The organism is Octadecabacter sp. SW4, assembly GCF_008065155.1.
In the GTDB taxonomy this organism is placed as follows: domain Bacteria; phylum Pseudomonadota; class Alphaproteobacteria; order Rhodobacterales; family Rhodobacteraceae; genus SW4.
Map to the genome: position 1 here is coordinate 3,311,910 of NZ_CP042819.1, position 16,869 is coordinate 3,328,778.

Here is a 16,869-nt window from a genome sequence, read left to right on the forward strand (position 1 = left end):
TTAGTATGAGACATAGGCGGCGCCGTCCGACCCGACGCGCGCGGTCACTGTTGAACGGGACGAAAGGTTCATCACCCGGATCAGATCACCGGGTCCGGCGCGATCAAGCGCACGGCCCTCTGTCGAAATCATCACGCCAGACCGCATGTAAACCAGCGGGATGATCTGATTACGATCCACAACTGCCGGCGGGCCAACGTCGCCCTGGCGAATTGGTCGACCGGCATAAAGGGCAACCCGCGCCTCCATCCCGATCAGGACGGACGGATCAGTGATGCCACCGGTCGTTGCAATATCGCGAAGGAGCAAATCGTCGGGGCCGATGATCGTGCGCGCCGGAATCGTGCGGGCGGCGACAAGCGTTTCTGCGCCAGCGGGCAGCGCCAAAAGACAAAGGAAGAGAATACGGATCATCGGATCTGCACCATAGCGCCCAGCATCTGGTCGGCCGCGGTGATTACCTTTGAGTTCAGTTCATAGCCGCGCTGGGCCTCGATCAGGTCGGTGACTTCGCGCACGGCATCGACCGAGCTGTCCTCAAGATAACCCTGCCGCAGCACGCCCAATCCGTCTTGTCCGGGTGTTGCGATGGTCGACGGACCAGAAGCCGGCGTTTCAAGAAACAGGTTTGATCCGATCGCTTCCAGCCCCTTGGCGTTGGTGAACCCCGACAGGCTGAACTGGCCCAGCAATTCGGGTTCGACACGATCGTTGAAGTAGGCGTAAACCTCGCCCTCGGCGTTGATACTGACAGAGCGCGCATCGCGTGGGATGGTGATATCAGGCACTACCGGATAGCCGTCCGATGTGACAATCAGCCCTTCACCGGTGCGTTTCAGCCCGCCATCGCGGGTATAGGCGGCGCGCCCGTCTGGCAGCGTGACCTCAAGATAACCTGCCCCTTCGATGGCAAGATCCAGATCGCCGCCAGTCGAGGCGAGCGAGCCCTGCGACAGCATGACCGACACCGAAGTCGGACGCACTCCGAGGCCAAGCTGAACACCGGTGGGCAACACTGTGCCGTCAGAGGCATTGATCGTGCCGGGGCGTGCAACCTGTTGGTAATGCAGGTCGGCAAACTCTGCGCGGCGCGCATTATAACCTGTGGTATTCATATTGGCGAGGTTGTTGGAAATCACCTCGACCCGGGTTTGTTGCGCGGTCATACCCGCCGCTGCGATACGTAATGCACGCATCATGTTTCTCCTTACTGGCTCAGGGCCTTGATCACGCCACGAATGCGCTCGTCTTCTTTGTCCATAAACGTCTGACCCAGTTCATAGGCGCGCTGCACCTCGATCATGCGGGTCACTTCAAGGATCGGATTGACGTTGGATTCTTCCAGATATCCTTGCAGCATCCGCCCCTCGGGCGCTGGTTCAAACCCGCCATCGGCGCGGAACCGGACGCCATCCTCGCGGGTCATGCCCGCCGGGTCGGTCGGCACGAAGAGCCCGACTTGACCAACAGGCTGGCCATCCGCGCTCATCGTGCCATCGGGGGCGATACCGATACTGCGCACACCTTGGGGCACGAACATGGGTGCGCCGCCCGCATCAAGAACGCGGTAGCCCTCGGGCGTGACCAGATCGCCATCACCATTCGGTGTAAAACTGCCTGCCCGGGTCAGGCGCTCGCCCTGCGGTGTTTCCACCAAAAAGAACCCTTCGCCTTCGATCGCCACATCAAATGTGCCGCCGGTTTGGGTCAGTGTTCCCTGGGTCTGAAGCGTGTCCCGCACCGAGGCCGTAGCCATCGACAGCGACTCCGCGTCGGCCCCCAATGCCTTGACATATTCGGCAAAAATAACCCCTTCGGCGCGAAACCCGGTGGTCGAGGTGTTGGCGATATTATTCGCCACCGTGCGCATTTCGCGCATCAGCCCCGATTGCCGGGTGAGAGCGGTATATGTTGCGTTTTCCATAGCCTAGCCCCCCGCGATAATCGGGATCAGAGTGTCTTGGAAAAAGGACACGAGCGTTTCCGACATGAACCCCATCGTCAGCCAGAAAACCGCGCCGATCGCGGCAAGTTTCGGAACAAATGTCAGTGTCAATTCCTGAATCGACGTCAACGCCTGAAACAGACCGACGGTAAGGCCGGCGACCAGGGCAACGGTCAGGATCGGGATGGACACGATCACCGTGATCCAAAGCCCTTGACGCAGGGTGTCATAAAACACGGCCTCATCCATCAGACAGGCATCCGCAGGATTTCCTGGTAGGCTTCGACCACCTTGTCACGCACGGTCACCGCGGTTTCCACGGCCAGTTCCGTTTGCGCCAAGGCCTGCACCAATGCGTGCGGATCGGCCCCGCCCGTCATTGCGGCCATTGCCGTCTGTTCGCTTTGTTGCAAGGTCGCTGCGAAACTCTCGGCGACCTTGCCAAAGGCGGTGCCGCCTTCTCCGCCGGGCTGCGGGGCGGTTGCGGTTTTGTTGGCTGCATATTGCTGGGCAACAAGGGTTGATCTGATATCCATGATCCGCCTCCTTAGCGGCGCAGAAGGTCCATCAGGGACGATGACATCTGCCGCACCTGATCGAACATCTTGAGGTTTGCTTCGTAACTGCGCTGAGCTTCGCGGGCGTCCGCGATTTCTACCAGCAGGTTCACGTTTGATCCGTCGTAATACCCGCTTGCATCGGCCATCGGATGGGCGGGGTCATAAACGCGTTCAAGGTCAGTGCGGTCCAACCGCACGCGCCCGGTTTCGACAGCACCCGTTTGATCCCCACGTGCGACGACTTCTTCAAAGGTCACGGTTTTGCGGCGATAGCCCGGTGTGTCGGTATTGGCGATGTTTTCGGACACGTGGCGGATGCGGCTGGCTTGAGCACGCATTCCGCTCGCGGCAACGTCAAGGGCGTTTGAAAAATCGGTCATGAAACCTACCTCCGCCCGATGCTTGTCTGCAGCACGTCAAGGCCGTGCTTATAGATGGCAAGCGCCCGATCGTATTCGCGCTGGATCTCAACGCTGCGCAACATTTCCTCTTCAAGGGAAACGGAATTGCCGTTGGGAGATGGTTCTGCATCAGCTATTTGCACACGGGCGGCGCTTGCGCCTGAATCAGTGCCGCCGATATGGCCCGCGCGTGTGCTGCGCAAAGCTGTGGTTTCGCCACCACGATAGGTATCGGCGAAACTATCCATCTTTTGCGCGCGGTATCCCGGCGTGTCGGCATTCGCGATATTGCGCGCGGTCACGGCCTGACGCTGCCCCGCGTAACGGGCCATGTCAAAGGCGGTCTGAAAAACGTCCAGTGATTGGAACATCGGGGCTTCTCCCTCGATTGGCTTCAACTAAGGCTTAACCCTGATTCCTTAAGAAGGTGTTGTCAGATGAAAGGACACCACCCCATGCCCGATCCAATTCTTGAACGTATCACCGCATCCCTGAAAGGATTGCGCGCGGATCACCCGCTTGGTCATGTGATCGGGGTGGCGGGTGATCGGGTGCAGGTTAAGGGTTTTGGCATGCAGGCCGCGCTGGGTGACCGCGTTGTTTTTCTAGGCCACGAAGGTTTGCGCGCCGAGGTTGTGAAGCTCGACAATGACAGCGCCTATCTATTGCCCGAAGGAAGCGCGGAAGGTGTTTGCGTCAATGACCCCGTCTACCTTGAGCGGCGGCGCGGCTTTGCCCCTGATTCCAGCTGGATCGGTCGGGTGATTGACCCGGACGGTCGGCCGCTTGATGGCCGCCCCTTGTTGCCCGGCCTGACCGCGCGGCGGGTGCGCGCGGATCCACCACTACCGCACAGGCGGCGTGCAATGGGCGAACGGCTGGCGACAGGCCTGGCCGTGTTCAACACCGTTCTGCCGCTCGCACGTGGTCAGCGGATTGGTTTGTTTGCCGGGTCCGGTGTGGGGAAATCGACCTTGCTGGCCGACCTCGCGCGCGGGGTCGAGGCGGATGTGATCGTTATCGCGCTGGTGGGTGAACGGGGGCGCGAACTGCGCGAATTTGTCGAAGATGTACTTGGCCCCGAGGGGATGCAACGATCTGTCGTGATCGCCGCCACATCGGATCGCGCGCCGCAGATCCGCAAGCGCTGTGCCTTGGCGGCGACGGCTGTGGCCGAACATTTCCGTGATGCTGGTCAGCAGGTCCTGCTGCTGGTCGATAGCGTCACGCGCTTTGCCGAGGCGCATCGCGAATTGGCCGTCGCCGGTGGTGAACCAGCGGCGCTGCGTGGCTACCCCGCATCGACCGGGCCAACCATCGCGGCACTTTGCGAACGTGCCGGCCCCGGCACCAGCGAGGGCGGCGATATTACCGCAATCTACAGTGTTCTCGTGGCGGGGTCCGATATGGAAGAACCGGTGGCCGACATGTTGCGCGGCGTCTTGGACGGGCACGTTGTTCTTGATCGCAGCATCGCCGAGCGTGGCCGCTTTCCCGCGATTGACCTGCTGCGCTCTGTGTCGCGCAGCCTGCCGGGCGTGGCGAATGCCGGGGAAAACACATTGATCCAAAACGCGCGGGCGCATTTGGGAAAATATGACCGGTCGGAGCTGATGATCCAGGCTGGCCTTTACGTCGCGGGAAGTGATCCGGCGACCGATGCCGCTGTCGCATGCTATCCTGATCTGGATCGGTTCCTGACACTGCGTCACCCAAGCCCCGGCGCAAGTTTCGCAGCCTTGCGTCAGGCCCTTCCCGGCGCCACAGACGACGCCATGGCGCAACGTTCCGGCGCGCCGCTAGTAGAGTGATCCGGCAGACTGCAAAAGGCTCAGCGCAACCGACCCTGACGAAAACCCGCCCGTCGAGGACGTTTCACTGCGCAGCATATAAAGGCGGATCAGCTTTTCCTGCGATTCATCGCTGGCTATTTCAGACATCTGGTCGGTGCCAAAGGTTGCCTGCGCACGCGCCTTGAAGTCCGTCAGTTGCTGATCAAGGTCAATTGCGCCAAAGCTGCTTGGAAATCCCAACGCGCCTTCGAATACGGTGCGCATGGCTGGGTTTCCCATCATCGAAAACCATTGCGCGTTATTGCTGCCGCTTGCGGTAATATCGGCAAGCGCGGGACCGGTATTGAGGGCAAGGCGCATCGCATTATCCTGATCGCCGACGGCGCGTTCGAACTGGCGCGCCTCGTAGCGGTCGATGATTTCATCGGCAAAGGTGCTAAGCACCGTGCGGGGGGTGTCGAAATCGCCAAACCCGAATGCCTCGGATAGGTCAGCGTAGCGCGAATCAGCGAGCTTGTTGGCAAGCGCATCTTCATCCAGCGTCCCCTCCTCGAGGACTTTCTGGATGAAATATTTGTTGCCGATATCATCATCAAGCCCGAACGCACCCAGTGCAACTTGCAGCATATCACGGTCGGCCATGAGGTCCGCAGCGCTGCGGACCTCACCGATTTTTTCGCGAAACTGGTCTGTCGCGCGCGCAACGGACGCAGAATTGGCAAAGGCGGCCTGCTGTGTGTCCAGCGTGCGTTGCAGAAACCGCCAGCCAGTATAACCGGACAGCGGAATGACAGGTTTGAAGTTCATGACAGGCGCGGGGTCGCCGCAAGCAGGCGGTCTTCGCGGGGCAACAGCATCCGCAGGCGTTTCAGGGCGCGATAGAACTCGCCCTCACCCACAGATTGGGTTGCGTCGTCAAGAATGGCGCGGCTGTCATGGTCCGTCAGCGCCTGACTTAACTGTTCGATCCCGCGCAGCAGCTGGTGGCGCGCCTCGTCGGGGTCGGCATCGCCCGACAAAACCAGTTGCGCAATATAGCAAACGCGACGTACGGGCGTGTTCACCTCGTCCGGGCGGATCGCATCGCGCAGGCGCAGGATGTTTGCATTGGGTGTCATGATCGACAAGCGCGACCGGCGGTCACCATTTTCAATGACGGCACCGTTGACCAGCACGCGTTCCTTGGGGCCAAGTTTAAGGACAAGTCCGGACATCACAGGTCTCCCTTGCCGCTTAGCCCGCGCATGACGGCGGTGTTGATTTCGATCAGCGGTGCGACATCGGCCTCACCGCGCAGCACTTTGCGCGAATGGTAGGTGGTAAATTCGGCAAGATAGAAAAGCCGCGCACGCAGGTCCTGCGAGAGTTCGTTTTCGTCGTCGGCAACTTCTGCGGCCAGATGGGTCCACAGTGTGCGGTTGTCGTGCAGGGCTTCGGTCAGCGCGGCGAAATTTGCCTTTGGGCTGGTCGCCGCGTTGCGCAGGCGCGCGGTTGTTTCGCTGAAAAGCTGGAGTTCGGCAGAGCGGCCGGTACGAAGGGGGGATTTGGCCGGCGCATAGGCCTGGCGGGCTTGTTCGATGACGTTCACGTCGTGTCCTTTCGGGACAAAGGGGGCCATGACACGGCTTTGCCGTGCGCGAAAGCGGGGGCACCCAGTTCAGGTGCCCCCGTCCTGTCTTAACGGAACAGTGACAGGATCGACTGCGGCGACTGGTTCGCAATCGAGAGCGACTGCACGCCCAGCTGCTGCTGCACCTGAAGCGCCTGCAAGCGAGCCGATGCTTCTTCCATGTCGGCATCAACCATCGAGCCGATCCCGGACTTCAGCGCATCGGACAGTTTACTGATGAAATCGCTTTGGGTCTCGATCCGGCCCTCGGCCGAACCAAAGGATGCAGCTGCGTCGATCGAGTTGGAGATCATCGTTTCGATGTTCGCAAGTGCGGAATCCGCACCATTGTTCGTCTCAACGTTGATGGAATCCAGCCCGAACAACCCGCCCGATGCCTGACCGCCGGCGTTACCCACGGCGGCAAATGCAAGGCTGGCAGAACCAGACCCGTCATTGTCTACCTTCAGGCTCCACTGGCCGGTGGTTTGGTCTTGCGACACATTCGTCGTCACACCGGTCAGACCAGCGCCGTCAATCGCTGTCTTCAAGCCCTTGGCGACATCTTCCATCGTTTCGCCTTTGCCGGCGATGTAGTCATAGGAAGTCCCGCCAACAGTCACCTTGTAACCATCACCTTCGTTCACGGCCGCAGAGGTCGAAAAGTCAACGCTTTCACCACGTTCGGCAATTGTTGCCGCGCTGGCTGTCGCACCTGTTGCGGTCAGCGACACATCTTCAAACCCGCGGGTCGAAGTGATGTCGATCTGGTTCGCATTGGTGCCATTGACCGCTGCCGTGATCCCTTCAAGACCAAGCGCATTCAACGCGCCGGTGATCTGGGTCGCAGCCGCGTCCTGGTCGCCGGACAACTCACCGGCGGCAAAAGACAGGGTCGTGCCTGCAACGGTGATGCTGACAGCATTGTCAGACATATCCGCGTCCGTCGCGATCGTGACGTTTTCGGCGTTACCGGTCGATGTCGCGGCGGCAGCGCTTGCCGTGGCGTTGGCATTCAGGCTTGTGCCAGTGCCAAAAGTGCCTTTGTCGGTTGTCATGTCCTGACGGCCAACTGTGATGTTGTTCGCCGTGACAGACCCGTCACTGTTGCGGTCAAGCGAGGACAGGATGTTCATATCATCCGTGCCTTTGACAAGGTTCAGACCGTTGAATTGCGCCGCACCGACGACCGATTTGATCTGGTCGGTCAGGGCGTCGATATCTGTCTGGATCTTGCTGCGATCGACGTTCTCTTCCTGCGCCGCAACAACCTTGCCTTTGATTTCCGTCAACAGGTCCGTTACGGTTTCAGTGGCTTGGCGTGCGACAGCAACCGTGGATTCCCCAAGGCTGAGGCTGTCAGAGATACCCTTGAAACCTTTGACATCGGCTTCCATGACCTTGGAGATGGCCCAGACCGAAGCGTTATCCTTGGCCGAAGCCACAGATTTGCCGGTCGAGATCATCGATTGCGTCTTGGCCAGGTCGCCATTGATGGATTTCAGAGTTTGCAGCGCAACCATAGCGCTGTTGTTTGTCAGAATACTGGACATGATTTGGTCCTTTTATGATACGGCGCTTTTGCGCCCGGTTTTCATGAATTCGGCCCGGTTGGGGTCGATTTGGAACAGTCATTCTGACAGTTACCACCACCGGTTTCCGGTGCTGTGCCACCCCGCAAGGTGCCCGCAAACCTTTGGCGGAATGTTCTTAACAGCGTCCTAATCCGGCAAGGTGGCGTGCCGCAGATTTTCCTCAAACTTTATGTTCAAACTTGCCTTGACGGCGGGCGATCTGGCTGGGCTGGCCAGACCTGTCATAGGTATTGAGCGTGGAATGCGCAGCATTGAGTGCCGTCATGCGGGCCTGAACATCGCGCACCCCCGCCATCGCGGCCTGCAACAATTCCTGATTGCGCGACACCCGCGCACCCAACAGGCGCAGATGAGACTGGTCGGGCCTGGCTTCGCTAGCGACGGCATCAAACAGGTCTTCCTTGTGTTGCGCCTGCGCCGCGAGCGTATCGAACGCACCTTCCAGAATGGCAGCGCGTTCCGCATCCAATAGCGCGAGCAATTGTGCCGTCGGCCTATTCATTGATCCGGCCTTTCATGGCTTCAAACAACGATTCGGCGAGCCCAATGCCGCCCGCCTCGACAATCTGTTTTGCCTGTTCCTCTCGCAGGAAAGACCCGAACTGATCTTCGCCAATGCCGCCGCCCATTGCATCCCGGGACGCGCCAAGCCCCGCAGATTTCAGCATTTCTGACAAAAAGCTGGCTTCAAGCGCGTTGGCCGCCGCGCGCAGCTTGTCATCCTGCGTCGGGGGGTCTTGCGGGGCCTCGCCAGCAAAGGGTTGCACCGGACCAATGGCAAAATCGACCATGATAATGACTCCAAATTGAACAACTTTCTTAGTCATGCCCCACAACCGGTAAACATTCGGTAAGCCTCTTGCGCAATTGTGTGGGCGAACACCGGCCAAATCGGAGAACCGATGCCTATCCTCATGTCTGACGGCGCCTTTGCCGGGGCCTCACCCTCCGCGACCGGTCGTAACCCGTCGCAAATTCTCGTCGCTTCGCCGGCGGAGCGCGCGCAAATCACGCCGAGCTTTGGTGCCGCGATGGATGACGCCCTTCGCACGATCCTGTCCAAGGCTGAGGCGCAGGTCGCCGATCCGGTCGAACCCGCTGCGCAAGATAAATTAGCCGACCCTCCGCCTGATGATCCGCCTACCGATGAAGCGACCGGCGTGGGCGAAGCGATGGATAGACAGGCAGCCTTGGTCGCTCTGCCGCCGGTCGCAGTGGCCACGCCCGCCCGCTTGCCAGCCTCCGTTGATACGCTTGAGCGGGCGATCATTGTCGGCGACAAGAAATCGTCTGGACAACAAGGCGGCGCGCAAGTCGCGGTGCAAACGCGGGCGGCATCGGACCCTCCTAAAACCCTGTCAGGCCCGATAATTGAAAGCGCGATAACGGCCGCGCCGCAAACTGCCACCACACCGCCTGAACAGACACCGACGGTCCGCAGGCCGGTGAGCGGTCCTACGTCCGCGCCGCAAGGTTTCCTGAACCAGACAAGTTCGCAAACCGTCGACCCGGTTATGCCAACCGACGCCACGCGCGGACCCGCAAATAGTGCCGCAGAGGTGGCGGCGCCCGTCGATCAGGGCCAGCGTCCCACCGCCCCAATGGCCAAGGACGGGGCGCAGCAAAATGCTTCGCCGACGCCTCTTGCGCAGCCGATCAGGGCCGATGAACCCAAGGCGCTACTCCCCCTAGCCTCTGCCGCACCGGCGCAGGCCAAAGCACAGGTCGTGATGCAAGCCGAAGGGGCCGTGCCGACACCAAACATTGCCGCGCGAGATGCTGCGGCCCTGACGATACCTGCCACACAGCAGGTGCTACGGGTCGCACCGGCCATGCAGGCAGTATCAACGCCCTTGTCCGCCATACAGGCACCCGAAGATGCACCGTCGGTCACCGTCCCGACAGCCTTGCCATCTTATCCTGCAACCGCGCCTGCTTCGCCTGAATCACAGCTACCCAATACCCGCCGCCCCGAAGCAGCGACCCCTGACGCGGTCAATTCATATGTTCAAACAAACCAGCCGCCTGTGGCATGGGCAGCATTAGACACGTCACTCGCCACGACGACGCAGGGTGATGATCAAACGCTGTTCGGGGAGCCGCTGGCCTTGGACAGCGCGGCAGGGCTTGCCCGCATTGACCGGCCAGCCGTCGCACCGCAACCTCTTGCCCCCGCAATCGCAAAGGCCGTGTCACAACAAGTCGCGGTTGCCGTAACGCAGCAATCCGACGGCCAAACCGAGATCCGCCTGAACCCCGAGGAGTTGGGCCGTGTCAGGCTCGCGCTGAACTCCTCCGAGACTGGCATCACGCTGGCAATTGCCACTGAACGGCCCGAAACGGCAGACCTGATACGTCGCAACCTCGACGGATTGGCGCAGGAATTCAGGGCGCTGGGCTATACCGATATCGCCTTTGACTTCGCCCAAAGCGACGATCAACCGGCACAAGACGACCCAAAAAGTGGCGATCAAATGGTGCCGCCGTCGATAACATCAGCGGAAGAAAACTCAGCACCTGTCGCGCAATCCCACCACGCAACCGGCCTTGATTTACGCCTTTAAAGGAAACCTGAATGGAACTGAACCATACCGCGTCGGTGACGACGTTGAACAACACAGCGGCCGCGGCCAAATCCGAGGCGGTCATCAGCTCGGATTTCGAAACGTTCCTGAAAATGCTGACAGTGCAAATGGAAAATCAGGACCCGCTGAACCCCGCCGATTCCTCGGAATACGCGGTGCAACTGGCGACCTTCTCGCAGGTTGAACAATCGGTGCTGACAAATGACCTGTTGGCCGCCCTGAGTACGCAACTGACAACGACAGGCATGGCGCAGATGGCCAGCTGGGTCGGAAACGAGGCGTTGGCACCGGTGGCCGGATACTTTGATGGCAGCCCGATCACCATCGCGCCCAATCCCGCCCTCGCGGCTGATCGTGTCGAACTTGTCGTGACGGACGCGGATGGAAACGAAGTGCAGCGCAGCGAAATTCCCAGGTCGGCCGAGCCGTTAGAATGGGCTGGTGTCGGGTCAGATGGCACGCCGTTCGAAAACGGTCTTTATACGTTCAACGTGGTCAGCTACGCGGGCGACGATGTGTTGATCGACGAACGCGCCGATGTCTATTCCATGGTTCAGGAAGTTCGGGCCGAGGGCGGAGAAACACTCCTGATCCTGCAAGGTGGTGCCGGGGTGCTGGCATCACAAGTGACAGCATTGCGCGATCCGTCCCTGCTTTAGATCAGGGTCACGACCCAGAACGCCAAACCGCTTAGTCCGCCGCCCAGCACCATCCACCCGATCGGTGGCCAGATATTGGTTTTCTCGGTCGGTGCGGGGGCCTTGGCGCTGCGGATCAGAGCATCCTGTGCCATCTGTGGCAGGTGCGGACCAAAGCGCGAAAGGATACGCAGCGTGCTGGCCAGATCGCGCAGCAGTGCCTTTGGCCCCATGCTTTCGGTAATATATGCCTCGACGATCGGGCGGGCATCCTGCCAGATATCAACTTTGCCATCCAGGGACCGCGCGACACCTTCGACGACGACCATCGTGCGTTGCAACAGGATCAGCTCGGTCCGAGTTTCCATGCCAAAGCGTTCGGTGACCTCGAACAGATACGACAGCAAATGCGCCATCGAAATCCGGCTTGCATCCATGCCGAAAATCGGTTCGCCCACAGCCCGCAGGGCGCGCGCAAATTCATCGACGTCCTGATCGGCGGGCACATAGCCTGCCTCGAAATGGACTTCGGCAACACGTTTGTAATCCTTGCGGATAAAGCCAAACAGAATTTCGGCATAAACGCGGCGAGTGTATTCATCAATCCGCCCCATGATCCCGAAATCATAGGCAATGATATCGCCATTCGCTGCAACCTTCAGGTTGCCCTGATGCATATCGGCATGGAAAAATCCATCGCGCAGCGCATGGCTCAGGAATAATTGCAGCACCCGTTTGGCCAGGTCCGGGCGGTCATGGCCCGCGGCGTCCAGCGCGGCGATATCGCCAATGCTGACACCCTCGGCCCAGCCCAGCGTCATGACGCGGCGCGCAGAATAGTGCCACTTGATCGCGGGCACCTGAAATCCGGTGTCATCAACGGTGTTGGCCGCAAACTCTCCCGCAGCCGAACTTTCAAGCCGCAAGTCAAGCTCTCCGCGCACGATCCCTTCGAAATGCGTGATCACATCCATTGGCCGCAACCGGCGCGAGGCGGGTGACAGGATTTCAATCATCCGCGCGGCGAAATAAAAGGCGTCGATATCCTTGCCAAAGGCGCGCTCGATCCCCGGACGCAGCACCTTGATGGCGACAGGTTCGCCGGTTTCGACCAGCACAGCCTTGTGCACCTGCGCCAGAGAAGCGGCGGCAACCGGTTCCGAAAAATCGCGAAATATCTGGGCCAGCGGGTGGCCAAGCTCCTTTTCCACCTCGGCCTTGGCGACAGCCGTTGGAAAGGGCGCAAGCCGGTCTTGCAGCACGCGCAACTGGTCCGCCAAGTCCTCGCCAACGACGTCAGGACGGGTCGAAAGCACCTGCCCGAACTTGATATATGCGGGGCCAAGTGCTGTCAGCGCGCGGGTCGCGGGCGGTAGCGCCGGATCGCCGCGATACCCAAGCCATTTGAACGGCCATGCAAAGGCGCGGGCCGTGGCGCGCAAAAGCCGCCCCGCCTCAAAGGCATCAAGCACAACGTTCATCGCGCCCGCCCGCTCAAGGGTCGCACCCGTGCGGATCAGCCGCCAGATGTTGTGGGGTCCACGCATAGTCTAAAGCTTCCAACCGGAATGCAGCGCCGCGATTCCCATCGACAGATTGCGATACTTGGCGTTTTCAAATCCGGCGGCGCGCAGCATCCCGAGGAACGTTTCCTGATCAGGAAACTTGCGGATTGACTCGACCAGATACTGGTAACTGTCCCGATCCCCGGTGATCGCCTTGCCCAGCGGCGGAATCACGTTGAACGAATACAGGTCATAGACCTTTTGCAACATGTCATTGGGGATCTGGCTGAATTCCAGCACCATCAAGCGGCCACCGGGTTTTAGAACGCGAAACGCCTCATTCAGCGCGTCTTGCGGGCGGGTCACATTGCGAATGCCAAAGCTGATCGTGTAAACGTCAAAGGTGTTGTCGTCGAAAGGCAGCGCCATCGCATCGCCCACGGTCCAGTCAAGGCTCGCGGCCATATCGGTGGCCTCGGCGCGCTTGCGCCCTTCGATCAACATGCTTTCTGTCAGGTCCAGCACGGTCGCGTGGCCCGATCCGGCGCGTTGCAGAAACCGGAACGAAATATCTCCCGTGCCGCCCGCAACATCCAGCAGCCGTTGGCCCGCGTGCGGCGCAAGCCAATCCATCATCGCATCTTTCCAGATACGGTGGATACCAAGGCTCATCGCGTCGTTCATCACGTCATACTTGCCGGCCACAGACGTGAACACACCCTGCACGCGGCCAGCCTTTTCGCTTTCGGCAACGGTTTCAAAACCGAAATGGGTGGTCGCCTGGGTTTTGTCGCTCATGTCACACTCGCGCCTGAATAAAGTCAGATTGGGGTTATACTTAGTTGGACCAAAGAACAAATCCCCTTTCTGACGCAGGACCAACGATGACCGTGACCATTTTTTCCACCGCCTTGCCGATCATGGCGCTCGCCGGTTTGATCTACGTCTTCTCGTTTTACTTGTCACGGCGCTTGCGCGCAGGGCTACAAGGCCGTTTTAACCAACGCGACAGCAAGGGCCGCGCCATTCCGAAAACCGGTATGAACGCTGGGAATTTGCCCGCTGGAATGGGCCTGATTGCCCGCGTCGGAGAATCTGCCCGCAATCGCATGACCTTTGATCGCGTCTATATGCGGCCCACTATCGGGCTGCGCGTGATCATCATCGGGCTAAGCGGCTGGATACTCTATCTGATGTGGACCGATCAGGGAGGCTTCATCCCGACAACCGGTATTACCGCATATCTGATCGTCGGGGCGGTGGTTTACGGGCTGTTCTACATCAACTTCTATCAGGCCCAGTATGATCAGCACGCTCTGACGATCCCGAATGCTCTGCTGTTTGACCAGACCCGCGACTGGAAAGACCTGATCATGGTTCAGGATGATGGCCACTATGCCTATGTGCTGACCTTTGCCACGGGGCCGAAACTGCGGATGCAGAAATACCTTGTGGGCGCGCGCACGTTCCTTACCTTTGCCAATGAACAGATGCGCAAACACAACAGGATCTAATGCCCGAACTTCCCGAGGTTGAAACCGTCCGCCGCGGCCTTGCCCCCGCGATGGAGGGGCAGGTCATTGCACGTGCCGCCGTGAACCGCCCCGATCTGCGCTGGCCATTCCCTGAAAACATGGCCGCGCGGTTAACGGGTGCGCGCGTGATCGCGCTGCGGCGCAGGTCAAAATACATCCTTGCCGATCTGGATCGTGGCGAGACTCTGATCATTCATCTTGGCATGTCGGGCCGGATGCTGGTGTCGGGCGATCCGCTGGGCCAGTTTCAGCATGATCACCCCGCACCTGCGAAACATGATCATGTCCTGCTGGATATGGCGAATGGCGCGCGGATCACCTTTAATGATGCGCGGCGTTTCGGCGCGATGGACCTGTGTGCGACGGACGGCGTCGAAACCCACTGGCTGATCGCCAAACTGGGGCCGGAACCGCTGGGCAATGCTTTTGACGAACACTATCTGATTGCCGCGCTCAAGGGGCGCAACACGCCGATCAAGACTGCACTATTGGATCAAAGAATCGTCTCGGGACTCGGCAATATATATGTGTGCGAAGTGCTGTATCGCGCGGGCATCAGCCCGAAACGCAAAGCTGGGCAGCTTTCGCAACGTCGCGTCGCCAGCCTTGTTCCGATCATCCGCGATGTCCTGACCGAGGCGATAACCGCAGGCGGATCGTCCCTGCGCGATTACCGTCAGGCAGATGGCGAACTGGGCTATTTTCAACATGTTTTTCGGGTTTACGACCGCGAGGGCGACCCCTGTTCCGCCCCCGATTGCGCAGGCACCATCACCCGAATCGTTCAGGGCGGAAGATCAACTTTCTATTGTCCGCAATGCCAAAGATAGCTTGATCACCGCGCCTGCTTTGCTAAGCACTGACAACACCGAAGCCACTACAGGGGCCGCAAATGGCGTTTGAAACGATCATCGTGAATATTCAGGACGACGTTGCCCTGATAACCTTGAACCGGCCAGACGCGCTGAATGCGCTGAACTCGCAACTGATGGGCGAACTTGCCACCGCACTCGCCGATGCCGATGCCAGCAGCAAGGTGCGCGCCATCGTGATCACCGGATCGGACAAGGCTTTTGCGGCGGGTGCGGATATCACCGAAATGGCCGACAAGACCTTTGTGGAAATGTATACGGACAACTTTTTCGGCGCGGAAACCGATCAATTCCTGCAGGTGCGCAAGCCCGTCATCGCCGCTGTTTCAGGCTATGCCCTTGGCGGCGGATGCGAGCTGGCGATGATGTGCGACTTTATCATCGCCGCCGACACCGCGAAATTCGGCCTGCCCGAACTGAACCTTGGCGTGATCCCCGGGATCGGCGGCACACAGCGCCTGACCCGCTATGTCGGCAAGGCGAAATCAATGGACATGCATTTGACAGGCCGCTTCATGGCCGCCGAAGAAGCCGAAGCATCCGGCCTTGTCAGCCGTGTCGTGCCCGCCAAGAAGCTGAAGGAAGAAGCGCTTGCCGCGGCCTCCAAGATCGCGGAAAAATCGCTGCTGGCAACAACGGCGGCCAAGGACGCGATCAACCATTCCTACGAGACACCCTTGTCCGAAGGCATCCGCTATGAACGCCGCCTGTTCCAGTCGCTTTTCGCGACCGAGGACCAGAAAGAAGGCATGGCGGCCTTCAAGGAAAAGCGCGAACCACAGTTCCGCGACAAATAGGGTGCAAATCAGGGGTTTCCTTTTGTGCCCTTTGCCCCTAAAGACCCCCGATACATGCGCGTGATGCCCGCTCAGGCAAGAATCAACCGGTTCATCAAACCCGGTCCGGGCCATTGCGCACTACAGTTTTAATAGACCCGGAAAGTGGGATTGATCACATGGCAAATAGCCCCCAAGCAAAAAAGCGCGCGCGCCAGAACGAAGCACGCTTTCAAGTCAACAAAGCACGTCGTTCGCGCATCCGCACCTACCTGCGCAAGGTCGAAGAGGCGATAGCCTCGGGCGACAAAGAAGCAGCCGCCGCAGCACTGCGCGCAGCACAGCCTGAAATCATGCGCGGCGTGACCAAGGGCGTGATGCACAAGAACACCGCATCGCGCAAAGTGTCGCGTCTCAGCTCGCGGGTCAAAGCGATCGGCTAGGGCCGCGACTCGGCCAGAAGTGGCCGGAATGCATCGAAACAGATTCTGCAAGGGGGCATGTCACAAGACCTGCCCCTTTTGCTTTTGGGCAACAGCCGCCGTGACTTTTCCTTACGATTCAAAGACGGCGCAGATTCGTTTTGCGAAAGGTCAGAGTCAATCCCAACGTTGCAGTTGCCGTGGCCGCAAACGCCTTGCTAACTTAGCTTTGCGATTCACTTCGTTCCTGGGGGAGCATGGGAAGACGCAGTGCCAAATTCGGACCCAGACGGCAGATTTGCCGGATGTCCCAATCGGTGTTGTCGTTCTGGGTGATTGGTTGGTCCGACATGCAAATGTCGGATAATGCCGGTCGTCCCAAATCACTATCGTCGGCAGAATGCAGGCAACAGTGATGGTCCATGTTCTGCTAAATGTTGTGTGTGACGCCGCGGCCATTTTTTGCTTGGCGCGCTGATCCCACAACCTTTGACAAGGCGAGAGTCACTGATCGGTAACCGCTTGGGGCGCGGTGACCGTGCGCTGTGTCTTTGTCGGGACCGATATGAACCGTGTGCAAGGCGTAAGGGGCGCATTGTGCGAGCGATGGTTTTTTATTGGGACAGGGACAGG

At 59.6% G+C, this 16,869-nt stretch carries 22 protein-coding genes; 7 read left to right on the forward strand and 15 right to left on the reverse strand.

Annotated features, from left to right (window positions below; genetic code table 11):
• Genes flgA through FTO60_RS16460 form a run of 7 tightly spaced genes read right to left on the reverse strand, consistent with a single transcriptional unit; the run spans position 1 to position 3,277 of the window.
• Positions 1–414, reverse strand: coding sequence for a flagellar basal body P-ring formation chaperone FlgA (flgA, locus tag FTO60_RS16430; protein WP_148056967.1), 414 nt, complete (start codon positions 412–414; stop codon positions 1–3).
• Positions 411–1,196 (reverse strand): flagellar basal-body rod protein FlgG, encoded by a 786-nt coding sequence (flgG, locus tag FTO60_RS16435; RefSeq protein WP_148057194.1) that lies wholly within the window; start codon positions 1,194–1,196, stop codon positions 411–413. Before flgG ends, flgA begins: the two co-directional genes overlap by 4 nt.
• A gap of 11 nt (positions 1,197–1,207) precedes the next feature.
• Positions 1,208–1,924 (reverse strand): flagellar hook-basal body complex protein, encoded by a 717-nt coding sequence (locus FTO60_RS16440; RefSeq protein WP_148056968.1) that lies wholly within the window; start codon positions 1,922–1,924, stop codon positions 1,208–1,210.
• A 3-nt stretch (positions 1,925–1,927) separates the two neighbouring features.
• Positions 1,928–2,194 carry a flagellar biosynthetic protein FliQ gene (locus FTO60_RS16445; protein ID WP_172623918.1) on the reverse strand — a complete coding sequence of 89 codons (267 nt, stop codon included), beginning with the start codon at positions 2,192–2,194 and terminating at the stop codon, positions 1,928–1,930.
• On the reverse strand, positions 2,194–2,481 hold the full coding sequence (gene fliE, locus FTO60_RS16450) for a flagellar hook-basal body complex protein FliE (RefSeq protein ID WP_148056970.1): 288 nt from the start codon (positions 2,479–2,481) through the stop codon (positions 2,194–2,196). The genes FTO60_RS16445 and fliE overlap by 1 nt, the downstream gene beginning before the upstream one ends.
• An 11-nt stretch (positions 2,482–2,492) precedes the next feature.
• Complete coding sequence (gene flgC / locus FTO60_RS16455; protein WP_148056971.1) at positions 2,493–2,885, reverse strand: flagellar basal body rod protein FlgC; 393 nt, start codon at positions 2,883–2,885, stop codon at positions 2,493–2,495.
• 5 nt (positions 2,886–2,890) lie between these two features.
• A complete protein-coding gene (locus tag FTO60_RS16460; protein ID WP_148056972.1) occupies positions 2,891–3,277 on the reverse strand; it encodes a FlgB family protein in 387 nt (128 codons plus the stop codon).
• 84 nt (positions 3,278–3,361) lie between these two features.
• Between FTO60_RS16460 and FTO60_RS16465 the strand changes: the two genes are divergently transcribed.
• Entirely contained in the window at positions 3,362–4,717 is a 1,356-nt protein-coding gene (locus FTO60_RS16465) for a FliI/YscN family ATPase (protein WP_148056973.1), read from the forward strand.
• Here FTO60_RS16465 and FTO60_RS16470 read toward each other — a convergent pair.
• The 6 genes from FTO60_RS16470 to FTO60_RS16495 form a co-directional block, all read right to left on the reverse strand.
• On the reverse strand, positions 4,706–5,506 hold the full coding sequence (locus FTO60_RS16470; protein ID WP_148056974.1) for a DUF1217 domain-containing protein: 801 nt from the start codon (positions 5,504–5,506) through the stop codon (positions 4,706–4,708). The two genes, FTO60_RS16465 and FTO60_RS16470, sit on opposite strands and share 12 nt — an antisense overlap.
• The gene (gene flbT / locus FTO60_RS16475; RefSeq protein WP_148056975.1) at positions 5,503–5,913 is read right to left on the reverse strand and encodes a flagellar biosynthesis repressor FlbT; all 411 of its coding nucleotides are present in this window, start codon (positions 5,911–5,913) and stop codon (positions 5,503–5,505) included. Before flbT ends, FTO60_RS16470 begins: the two co-directional genes overlap by 4 nt.
• Complete coding sequence (flaF, locus tag FTO60_RS16480; protein WP_254696837.1) at positions 5,913–6,287, reverse strand: flagellar biosynthesis regulator FlaF; 375 nt, start codon at positions 6,285–6,287, stop codon at positions 5,913–5,915. The genes flbT and flaF overlap by 1 nt, the downstream gene beginning before the upstream one ends.
• Before the next feature lie 89 nt (positions 6,288–6,376).
• Complete coding sequence (locus FTO60_RS16485) at positions 6,377–7,861, reverse strand: flagellin (protein ID WP_148056977.1); 1,485 nt, start codon at positions 7,859–7,861, stop codon at positions 6,377–6,379.
• A gap of 202 nt (positions 7,862–8,063) precedes the next feature.
• Positions 8,064–8,405 carry a flagellar biosynthesis protein FlgN gene (locus tag FTO60_RS16490; RefSeq protein ID WP_148056978.1) on the reverse strand — a complete coding sequence of 114 codons (342 nt, stop codon included), beginning with the start codon at positions 8,403–8,405 and terminating at the stop codon, positions 8,064–8,066.
• Entirely contained in the window at positions 8,398–8,694 is a 297-nt protein-coding gene (locus FTO60_RS16495) for a rod-binding protein (RefSeq protein WP_148056979.1), read from the reverse strand. Before FTO60_RS16495 ends, FTO60_RS16490 begins: the two co-directional genes overlap by 8 nt.
• A gap of 111 nt (positions 8,695–8,805) precedes the next feature.
• On the opposite strand from FTO60_RS16495, the gene FTO60_RS16500 reads away from it, so the two are divergent.
• Both FTO60_RS16500 and FTO60_RS16505 read left to right on the forward strand, forming a co-directional pair.
• Complete coding sequence (locus FTO60_RS16500) at positions 8,806–10,467, forward strand: flagellar hook-length control protein FliK (RefSeq protein ID WP_148056980.1); 1,662 nt, start codon at positions 8,806–8,808, stop codon at positions 10,465–10,467.
• Between the two features lie 11 nt (positions 10,468–10,478).
• Positions 10,479–11,147, forward strand: coding sequence for a flagellar hook capping FlgD N-terminal domain-containing protein (locus FTO60_RS16505; protein WP_148056981.1), 669 nt, complete (start codon positions 10,479–10,481; stop codon positions 11,145–11,147).
• Here the strand turns inward: FTO60_RS16505 and ubiB are convergent.
• Complete coding sequence (gene ubiB, locus FTO60_RS16510; protein WP_148056982.1) at positions 11,144–12,673, reverse strand: 2-polyprenylphenol 6-hydroxylase; 1,530 nt, start codon at positions 12,671–12,673, stop codon at positions 11,144–11,146. The genes FTO60_RS16505 and ubiB overlap by 4 nt on opposite strands.
• Positions 12,674–12,676: 3 nt before the next feature.
• The gene (gene ubiE, locus FTO60_RS16515) at positions 12,677–13,429 is read right to left on the reverse strand and encodes a bifunctional demethylmenaquinone methyltransferase/2-methoxy-6-polyprenyl-1,4-benzoquinol methylase UbiE (protein WP_148056983.1); all 753 of its coding nucleotides are present in this window, start codon (positions 13,427–13,429) and stop codon (positions 12,677–12,679) included.
• A gap of 86 nt (positions 13,430–13,515) precedes the next feature.
• Between ubiE and FTO60_RS16520 the strand changes: the two genes are divergently transcribed.
• From FTO60_RS16520 to rpsT, 4 genes are all read left to right on the forward strand, one after another.
• Entirely contained in the window at positions 13,516–14,145 is a 630-nt protein-coding gene (locus FTO60_RS16520) for a hypothetical protein (RefSeq protein WP_148056984.1), read from the forward strand.
• Complete coding sequence (gene mutM / locus FTO60_RS16525) at positions 14,145–14,996, forward strand: bifunctional DNA-formamidopyrimidine glycosylase/DNA-(apurinic or apyrimidinic site) lyase (RefSeq protein WP_148056985.1); 852 nt, start codon at positions 14,145–14,147, stop codon at positions 14,994–14,996. Before FTO60_RS16520 ends, mutM begins: the two co-directional genes overlap by 1 nt.
• Before the next feature lie 62 nt (positions 14,997–15,058).
• On the forward strand, positions 15,059–15,835 hold the full coding sequence (locus tag FTO60_RS16530; protein WP_148056986.1) for an enoyl-CoA hydratase: 777 nt from the start codon (positions 15,059–15,061) through the stop codon (positions 15,833–15,835).
• Positions 15,836–15,993: 158 nt separating this feature from the next.
• A complete protein-coding gene (gene rpsT / locus FTO60_RS16535; protein WP_148056987.1) occupies positions 15,994–16,257 on the forward strand; it encodes a 30S ribosomal protein S20 in 264 nt (87 codons plus the stop codon).
• The last annotated feature ends 612 nt before the right edge of the window (positions 16,258–16,869 follow it).

Excerpts from the sequence above, each read along its gene's own strand:
- FTO60_RS16500 (WP_148056980.1), top strand. The coding sequence starts at position 8,806 with ATGCCTATCCTCATGTCTGACGGCGCCTTTGCCGGGGCCTCACCCTCC.
- ubiB (WP_148056982.1), bottom strand. The coding sequence starts at position 12,673 with ATGCGTGGACCCCACAACATCTGGCGGCTGATCCGCACGGGTGCGACC.
- FTO60_RS16495 (WP_148056979.1), bottom strand. The coding sequence starts at position 8,694 with ATGGTCGATTTTGCCATTGGTCCGGTGCAACCCTTTGCTGGCGAGGCC.
- FTO60_RS16460 (WP_148056972.1), bottom strand. The coding sequence starts at position 3,277 with ATGTTCCAATCACTGGACGTTTTTCAGACCGCCTTTGACATGGCCCGT.
- FTO60_RS16465 (WP_148056973.1), top strand. The coding sequence starts at position 3,362 with ATGCCCGATCCAATTCTTGAACGTATCACCGCATCCCTGAAAGGATTG.
- flbT (WP_148056975.1), bottom strand. The coding sequence starts at position 5,913 with ATGTCCGGACTTGTCCTTAAACTTGGCCCCAAGGAACGCGTGCTGGTC.
- FTO60_RS16445 (WP_172623918.1), bottom strand. The coding sequence starts at position 2,194 with ATGGATGAGGCCGTGTTTTATGACACCCTGCGTCAAGGGCTTTGGATC.
- FTO60_RS16440 (WP_148056968.1), bottom strand. The coding sequence starts at position 1,924 with ATGGAAAACGCAACATATACCGCTCTCACCCGGCAATCGGGGCTGATG.
- FTO60_RS16485 (WP_148056977.1), bottom strand. The coding sequence starts at position 7,861 with ATGTCCAGTATTCTGACAAACAACAGCGCTATGGTTGCGCTGCAAACT.
- flgG (WP_148057194.1), bottom strand. The coding sequence starts at position 1,196 with ATGCGTGCATTACGTATCGCAGCGGCGGGTATGACCGCGCAACAAACC.
- FTO60_RS16505 (WP_148056981.1), top strand. The coding sequence starts at position 10,479 with ATGGAACTGAACCATACCGCGTCGGTGACGACGTTGAACAACACAGCG.
- FTO60_RS16530 (WP_148056986.1), top strand. The coding sequence starts at position 15,059 with ATGGCGTTTGAAACGATCATCGTGAATATTCAGGACGACGTTGCCCTG.
- fliE (WP_148056970.1), bottom strand. The coding sequence starts at position 2,481 with ATGGATATCAGATCAACCCTTGTTGCCCAGCAATATGCAGCCAACAAA.
- FTO60_RS16470 (WP_148056974.1), bottom strand. The coding sequence starts at position 5,506 with ATGAACTTCAAACCTGTCATTCCGCTGTCCGGTTATACTGGCTGGCGG.
- mutM (WP_148056985.1), top strand. The coding sequence starts at position 14,145 with ATGCCCGAACTTCCCGAGGTTGAAACCGTCCGCCGCGGCCTTGCCCCC.
- ubiE (WP_148056983.1), bottom strand. The coding sequence starts at position 13,429 with ATGAGCGACAAAACCCAGGCGACCACCCATTTCGGTTTTGAAACCGTT.
- FTO60_RS16520 (WP_148056984.1), top strand. The coding sequence starts at position 13,516 with ATGACCGTGACCATTTTTTCCACCGCCTTGCCGATCATGGCGCTCGCC.
- rpsT (WP_148056987.1), top strand. The coding sequence starts at position 15,994 with ATGGCAAATAGCCCCCAAGCAAAAAAGCGCGCGCGCCAGAACGAAGCA.
- FTO60_RS16490 (WP_148056978.1), bottom strand. The coding sequence starts at position 8,405 with ATGAATAGGCCGACGGCACAATTGCTCGCGCTATTGGATGCGGAACGC.
- flgA (WP_148056967.1), bottom strand. The coding sequence starts at position 414 with ATGATCCGTATTCTCTTCCTTTGTCTTTTGGCGCTGCCCGCTGGCGCA.
- flgC (WP_148056971.1), bottom strand. The coding sequence starts at position 2,885 with ATGACCGATTTTTCAAACGCCCTTGACGTTGCCGCGAGCGGAATGCGT.